Source organism: Mesorhizobium album, assembly GCF_033977205.1.
Lineage (GTDB): Bacteria > Pseudomonadota > Alphaproteobacteria > Rhizobiales > Rhizobiaceae > Mesorhizobium > Mesorhizobium album.
The window spans coordinates 217655-224668 of record NZ_JAVIIW010000005.1 but is presented as its reverse complement, the minus strand read 5'-3'; the positions used below and the strand labels follow the sequence as shown (position 1 = coordinate 224668).

Sequence of the window (7014 nt, the reverse complement as noted above, 5' to 3'; positions counted from 1 at the left end):
GACCGACAGGAAGCCGAGGCCGGCGGGCAGCATGAAGCCTTTCTGCGAGCCGGAGACGGCGCAGTCGACGCGCCACTCCTCCTGGCGGAAGTCGATCGAGCCGATCGACGACACGCCGTCGACGAAGAGCAGCGCCGGGTGGTTCGCCGCGTCGAGCACGGCGCGGCAGCCGGCGACATCGCTGGTGACGCCGGTCGCGGTCTCGTTCTGCGTGCAGAAGACCGCCTTGATGCGGTGCGCCTTGTCCGCCCGCAGCTTCTCCGCATAGAGCTCGAGCGGGACGCCCGTGCCCCATTCGCAGTCGATGACATCGACCTCGAAGCCGAGGCGCTCGGCCATGTCGACCCACAGATGCGAGAACTGGCCGAAGCGCGACATCAGCACCCGGTCGCCGGGGCTGAGCACGTTGGTCATCGCCGCTTCCCAGGCGCCGGTGCCGGACGACGGATAGATGAAGACGCGGCCGGTCTCGTTCTTGAACACGCGCTTGATGTCCTCGAACAGCGGCAGCGTCAGATTGGGGAAGGAAGCGGCGCGCATGTCTTCCATCGGCAGGTTCATCGCCTGCCGGACCTCTTCGGGAATGTTGGTCGGTCCGGGGATGAAAAGATGGGTAAAGCCGGCCATGCGCGAAACTCCTCCGATCGTTTGGGACTGTCAGGGGGAGTGTCGTTCGGGTGGCCTGTCTCAACAACACCTTGCCGGGTAAGTTGTCGCCACGCGCGGGTAGGGCGGACCTACCCGGCCGTCCTACCCGAAAGGCGATTTGGAGGTGCGGCGCTTCTCATTCGCATAGAGCGCGACGGCCATGGCGCGGTTGCGCACGTCGAGCTTGTCGTAGAGATTCTTGAGGTGGTACTTCACCGTGTTCTCCGAGATCCCGGTCCGGGTCGCGATCTGGAGATTGGTCCAGCCGTCGGAAAGTACCGCGAGCAGCTCGCGCTCACGCACGGTGAGCTGCGACAGCGGCGTGTCGTTGACCTTGTTGATGTCGATGTAAGGGATGCAGATGCGCCCGTGCGCGACCGCCAGGATGGTCTCGAAGATGATCGGCGGATCGTCGAACTGGAAGCAGTAGCCCTGAGCCCCGAGGCGCACGCATTGCTTCAGGATGCCGATATCATGGTCGTTGGAAAAGACCGTGATGCGCAGGTCGAGCTTGCGGTTCTGAACTTCCGCCAGGACGTCGGCGCCGTCCATGTCGGCAAGCTTCCAGCCGATCACGGCGACATCGAACCTGGCGCTCGCGGCCAGCTCAAGGAATTGCGCGCCGCTCTGGACGGAGCTCACGAGCTCGAAGCGCCCATCGCATTCCAGCATTTCGCGCAGCGCCGACACGACGAGCGGATTGCGCTCGGCGACGACGACGCGAACGCGCCGCTCGCCAACTGCTTCGTTTGTTTTCCGGGACTTGAGGTTCAAGGCCTACCGATTGTCCTGTCGATATTGCGCAGTCCGCAGGACCCTCTGGACCTGCCATAATGACAATTCTGCCCCAATGGCGCGGTGGCGCTCTTTCCGCAGCGACATGCGCTGTCGCGTCGGCTGAAGCCGGATCCGCTCGCATTGCGGCCGCGTCCGGAGGGTGGAACAGGCGCATTTTGTTGGTTATTCCACGCGTTAGAGCACCGTCTTCCCAAGACGAATCGTGTCGCTGCGCTATCTGCTGCTCCAGCATCGGATTTTCCCTAAAACCGATTCCGGTTTTCGGGGTCATGCGTTAGACCTGATTTCGCACCCTTTTCCGGATTCCTGTTGGCGGAGGCGCTGGTGGAAGGCCAGGACACAGAGACGACCGGCGCCAGGGCTGCCGACGAGCACCACGCCGACATCTATGGCGAGGATGGCGCCGTTCGCTCCGCGTTCCTGGCGCAGATCGGCGATGGCATCGCCGATCGCGATACGCTCACCCTCAAGCGTGAAGTTGGCGACCTGCACCAGTCGGAACTGGGCGATCTGCTCGAGGCGCTGCATCCCGAACAGCGTCGGGCGCTGGTCGAGCTGCTCGGCTCCGATTTCGATTTCTCCGCGCTGACCGAGGTCGATGAGGCGATCCGCCTCGACATCGTCGACAATTTGCCCAACGAGCAGATCGCGCAGGCGGTGCAGGAACTCGATTCCGACGACGCCGTCTACATCCTCGAGGATCTCGATCGCGAGGACCAAGACGAGATCCTGTCGCAGCTGCCGTTCACCGAGCGCATCAGGCTGAGGCGCGCGCTCGACTATCCGGAAGAGACGGCCGGCCGGCGCATGCAGACGGAATTCGTCGCCGTGCCGCCGTTCTGGACGGTCGGCCAAACCATCGACTACATGCGCGAGGACCATAACCTTCCCGAGCGATTCAGCCAGATCTTCGTCATCGATCCGAGCTTCAAGCTGGTCGGCGCCGTCGACCTCGACCAGATCCTGCGCGCCAAACGCGCGGTGAAGGTCGAGGACATCATGCGCGAGACTCGGCACGCCATCCCGGCCACGATGGACCAGGAAGAGGCGGCGCGGGAGTTCGAGCAATACAACCTGCTTTCCGCCGCCGTGGTCGACGAGAACGAGCGTCTGGTCGGCGTGCTCACCATCGACGACGTGGTCGATGTCATCCAGCAGGAGGCCGAGGAAGACATTTTGCGCATGGGCGGCGTCGGCGACGAAGAGCTGTCCGATACCGTACTCGCCACCTCGCGCTCGCGCGTGCCATGGCTGCTCGTTAACCTGCTGACCGCATTCCTGGCCGCATCGGTGATCGGCCTGTTCGACCGCACGATCGAGCATATCGTGGCGCTGGCGGTGCTGATGCCGATCGTCGCCGGCATGGGCGGCAACGCCGGCTCGCAGACCATGACCGTCACCGTGCGGGCGCTGGCGACCAGAGATCTCGACATCTACAATGCCGCCCGCATCATCCGCCGCGAGCTGGGGGTCGGCTTCATCAACGGCATCGTGTTCGCGGTGCTGATCGGCACGGTCGCCGGGATCTGGTTCCGCAATGGTAATCTGGGCGGGATCATCGCCGCGGCGATGATCATCAACATGTTCGCCGCTGCACTCGCCGGGATTCTCATTCCGCTCGTGCTCGACCGTCTCAAGATCGATCCGGCGGTGGCGTCGGCCGTCTTTGTGACCACCGTCACCGATGTTGTCGGCTTCTTTGCTTTCCTTGGGCTGGCCACCTGGTGGTTCAGCATTCGCTAAAGTGGTAAGGTGCCGTCAATTGACTTTTACGTAAATGCCGTGCGACGTTGCCTTGGGGTCATGTGCCGATTCCGGCATATGACGGGGTTTTGATCGGAGGGAAGGGCGACGCTCCTGCGTGGCGATGCCTGGACGTTTGGGCATGGGAGCGAGAATGCGGGAATATTACACCATCACCGAGCTGACGCGCGAGTTCGACGTGTCGACCCGGACGTTACGGTTCTATGAGGACGAAGGGCTGGTGCAGCCGATCAGGCGCGGGCGCACGCGGCTGTTCCGCCCCTCCGACCGGCATCTCATCCGTCAGATCATGCGCGGAAAACGCCTCGGCTTCTCGATCGCCGAGATCCGCGAAATCATCCAGATGTACAAGGAGCCGCCCGGCGAGGTCGGCCAGCTGAAGCTGATGATCAAGCGCATCGAGGAAAAGCGCGAGGACTTGCGGCAGAAGCGGCGCGATCTCGAGGAAACGCTTGCCGAGCTCGACCAGGCGGAGGAGTCCTGCGTGGAGCGGCTGGCGGAGCTGGGTGTGAATACGTGAAGCTTAGCAGCCGGCGATTGCAGGGCTACTATCGCAAACATCCGAGATTGGCCAGAGCTTTTGAACTTCGTCATCCTAGGGCGGAGCAGCCGCGAAGCGGCGTCGCGGAGACCCTCGGATCCATGCCATTACCTTGATCGTAGAGCGCAGCGGAGCAGAATGCTGAACCGTTGCAACGCCTTAGCGTCACGGCATGGATCCTAGGGTCTGCGCGCGTCGCTTCGCTCCTTGCTTCGCCCTAGGATGACGATGTCGCGGACGCCTCTGCCAATCGCCTATGTGTGGGATCTGCTCGCACTGGCAACTTTCATTGCGGACGCTGCCTCAGATCCAGCGCCGCACTCTTTTCGCGTAGTCGCGGTATTTCTTGCCGAACTTCGCCGCCAGCATCCTTTCCTCCTTCTCGATCGCCAGCTTCTGCGTCGCGAAGGCAGCGAGGAAGGCGAAGAGCAGGAACCATGCGATGCCGGTGATGAAGGACACGCCAATCAACAGCAGCGTGTTGGCGAGATACATCGGGTTGCGGGTAATGCCGAAGGGTCCGGACGTCACCAGATGGTCGGGCTCGGCGTTGGGATTGAGCGTTGTCTTGGCGCGCACCATCGTGCGGATCGCCGTGACCCAGAGCGCGGCGACGCCGAACAGCGCCACCCAGCCGGCGCCGACCAGGATGTCGCCGAAGATGTCGCCGATCCAGGGCAGCGGATAGAGCATGCCGAGCACGATGCTGAGCGCGATCGCCACGACATAGATCACTGGCGGCCAGGGGATGATCCCATGCTTCGACTGGGTGCCGGTCATTGTTGTCCTCCCTCCATCTTGCTCTCGGTTTCCGCGGTGCAGGTGCTCGCGAGATCGGCAAGATGCGATTTCCAGATGCTGGTCTGGTCGTTGCTGTAGAGCTTGTCGAGAGACCCTTCGCCCTTCAGCGTGTCCAGCATGCAGCCACAATAGCTGGAACAGAACTTCGTGTCCCGCTGCTGTTCGCAGGATGCCTGGCAGGCTTGCAGGAAGCCCGCGTCCCTGTCTTGTGGCGGGGCGGGCATGACCTGCGAAAACAGCCAGACCGAGCCGAACAGCACCGGCTGGTGGATGAGATAGAAGGCAAGGCTGTGCCGGCCGATGAAGGTCAGCGGGTTGGACCAGCGGCCCGGCATCCAGGTCCCCAGCCGCGCGAGAACTCCGGACGCTGAAGCGAGCTTGACCACCGCGATGCCTGCAAGCACCGGGCCGAACCAGGGAAACAGGGGCACATAGTCGTTGGAGCGCGGGTTGGTCGCCGACAGCCCGACCCACCATAGCGCCGGATGGTCGAAGAATTCCGACCGCAGGTAGTAGGGCGCCGCAATAACGGCCGCCGCGACAATCGCCGTCAGCAGCGCCGGCAGCCTGAGGAAGGCGAGGCCGAGCAGGCTCGCCAGCGTGATCTCATGCAGGATTCCGAAGAAGATGAAGCCGTCCGGCGTGGCGATATAGGTGACGGCCGAGATGGCGATCGCCGCAACCGCGACCATGGCAAAACGTTTCCAAAAGCTCGGCCAGCGGATCTTTCGGCCATGCGCCAGGAACAGGCTAACGCCGACCAGGAACAGGAAGGTCGAGGCGATGCTGCGGGCGTAAAGCTTCCACCATCCGAAAGCGGTCAGGCCTGGCGCGGTGTAGCCGAAATTCTCGAGATCCCAGGTGAAGTGATAGCTCGCCATCGCGATCAGCGCGATGGCGCGCATGATGTCGATGGCGGCGATGCGTCTGTGCTTCGGTGCGTCCTGAACAGGGTCGCTCGTCGTTTGAAGGCTCATGATCTCGCAATCCGATTCAGTCGTGCCAAACGACTATCACGGTTCGGGCGAACAACAGAGAGGCGGATCGGCGGCGGCAGCCCCGGCGGCATGGCAAGCCGCTTTAGGCCAGTGGCGGAAAGCCTTTGGCCGGCTTCGCTTTTCGGCTTCTCGGAGTCGGTTTCCTGCTACCCCTTGTTTACCGGTCCGGCCAGATTTGGCGGGCGATTCACTTTCGGAGGGCCGATGTCCACCCATGTGCGCCATCCGATCTGGCTTCCGGCGCTCAGGCCGGCCGACGTGCGCACCTTCGCCTCGCTCTACGCGGTCGAATCCTTCGCCCGAGCCACGATCTCCAGCGTCATCCCGATCCAGGCCTACGAGATCCTGCACAACGAGCAGATCGTCTCGATCCTCTACACCATCGTGTCGCTGCTCGGGCTTTCGGTGACGCTGTTCATGCCGATGCTGATCCGTCGCTTCGCCCGGCGCTGGGTTTACACCGCCGGCTGCCTGATGCTGGCGCTCGGTTCGGTGTTCTTCGTCACCCACACGCTGGCAGGACAACTCGCCGGAATGCTGTGCCGCGTCATGGGAGCGAGCGCGCTGTCGATCACGCTCAACCTCTACATCATGGACCACATCCGCAAGACCGACTTCATGCAGGCGGAATCGCTGCGCATAGCTTGGTCGATGTTTGCCTGGACTGGCGGGCCGACGCTCGGCGTCTTCATCTACACCCGCTTCGGCATCTATGCCGCGCATGGCGCGGTCGTGGCCTTCGCGCTGGCGCTGCTTGCGCTGTTCTGGACCTACCGGCTGGCCGACAACCCGTCGATCCGCCCCGGCAAGAGCCGGCCGGCCAATCCGCTCGCCAATATCGGTCGCTTCATCGCGCAGCCGAGGCTGCGTCTCGCCTGGCTGATCGCCTTCGGCCGCTCCTGCTTCTGGACGACCTTCTTCGTCTATGGCCCGCTGTTCATGGTGATCACCGGCGAGGGCAAGCTTGCCGGCGGGCTGCTGGTTTCGGCCGGCAATGCGCTGCTCTTCATGGCGATCTTCTGGGGCAAGGCGGGCAAGCGCTTCGGCGGGCGGCGGACCATGACCTTCGCCTATTTCGCCATGTCGGCCATGCTGCTTCTTGCGGGCGGCGTCGGCGAAGCCGAGCCGTTGCTCGCCGCCGCCTTCCTGCTGTGCAGCGCGCTTTTCACCATCGCGCTCGATGCGCTTGGCTCGACCGCCTTCATGCGCTCGGTGCGTTCCTATGAGAGGGCGCAGATGGCGGCGGTCTACCGCACCTACCTCGACTTTTCCGAGCTGACGCCGCCGCTGGTCTATTCGGTGGTGCTCTCTTTCTTCGGCCTCGGCTCGGTCTTCGTCACTCTCGGCCTGCTGGCCGCCTTCTGCGGCTTCTTCACCTGGCGCTATCTGCCGAAGTCGTTTTGATCGGCCACCTGGCCGGCCTTCCACATTGTGGCGATTATGCGAGGACCTTAAGCTCGGTCC

7 protein-coding genes are annotated in these 7014 nt (G+C 63.3%); 3 read left to right on the top strand and 4 right to left on the bottom strand.

What is annotated here, in order from left to right; all coding sequences use genetic code 11:
* Positions 1–627 (bottom strand): aminotransferase class V-fold PLP-dependent enzyme (locus RFN28_RS06750; RefSeq protein WP_320286587.1); only part of this gene is annotated, 627 nt, incomplete at its 3' end.
* 123 nt (positions 628–750) lie between these two features.
* The gene (locus RFN28_RS06745) at positions 751–1422 is read right to left on the bottom strand and encodes a LuxR C-terminal-related transcriptional regulator (RefSeq protein ID WP_320286586.1); all 672 of its coding nucleotides are present in this window, start codon (positions 1420–1422) and stop codon (positions 751–753) included.
* A gap of 348 nt (positions 1423–1770) precedes the next feature.
* Here RFN28_RS06745 and mgtE point away from each other — a divergent pair, with 348 nt between their 5' ends.
* A complete protein-coding gene (mgtE, locus tag RFN28_RS06740; protein ID WP_320286585.1) occupies positions 1771–3189 on the top strand; it encodes a magnesium transporter in 1419 nt (472 codons plus the stop codon).
* Positions 3190–3343: 154 nt separating this feature from the next.
* Positions 3344–3730, top strand: coding sequence for a MerR family transcriptional regulator (locus RFN28_RS06735; protein WP_040969921.1), 387 nt, complete (start codon positions 3344–3346; stop codon positions 3728–3730).
* A gap of 324 nt (positions 3731–4054) precedes the next feature.
* Here RFN28_RS06735 and RFN28_RS06730 read toward each other — a convergent pair whose 3' ends face one another.
* On the bottom strand, positions 4055–4531 hold the full coding sequence (locus RFN28_RS06730; protein ID WP_320286584.1) for a methyltransferase family protein: 477 nt from the start codon (positions 4529–4531) through the stop codon (positions 4055–4057).
* On the bottom strand, positions 4528–5529 hold the full coding sequence (locus tag RFN28_RS06725) for a heparan-alpha-glucosaminide N-acetyltransferase (protein ID WP_320286583.1): 1002 nt from the start codon (positions 5527–5529) through the stop codon (positions 4528–4530). Before RFN28_RS06725 ends, RFN28_RS06730 begins: the two co-directional genes overlap by 4 nt.
* Before the next feature lie 225 nt (positions 5530–5754).
* On the opposite strand from RFN28_RS06725, the gene RFN28_RS06720 reads away from it, so the two are divergent.
* A complete protein-coding gene (locus RFN28_RS06720; RefSeq protein WP_320286582.1) occupies positions 5755–6954 on the top strand; it encodes an MFS transporter in 1200 nt (399 codons plus the stop codon).
* The last annotated feature ends 60 nt before the right edge of the window (positions 6955–7014 follow it).

Excerpts from the sequence above, each read along its gene's own strand:
- RFN28_RS06735 (WP_040969921.1), top strand. The coding sequence starts at position 3,344 with ATGCGGGAATATTACACCATCACCGAGCTGACGCGCGAGTTCGACGTG.
- RFN28_RS06730 (WP_320286584.1), bottom strand. The coding sequence starts at position 4,531 with ATGACCGGCACCCAGTCGAAGCATGGGATCATCCCCTGGCCGCCAGTG.
- RFN28_RS06725 (WP_320286583.1), bottom strand. The coding sequence starts at position 5,529 with ATGAGCCTTCAAACGACGAGCGACCCTGTTCAGGACGCACCGAAGCAC.
- RFN28_RS06720 (WP_320286582.1), top strand. The coding sequence starts at position 5,755 with ATGTCCACCCATGTGCGCCATCCGATCTGGCTTCCGGCGCTCAGGCCG.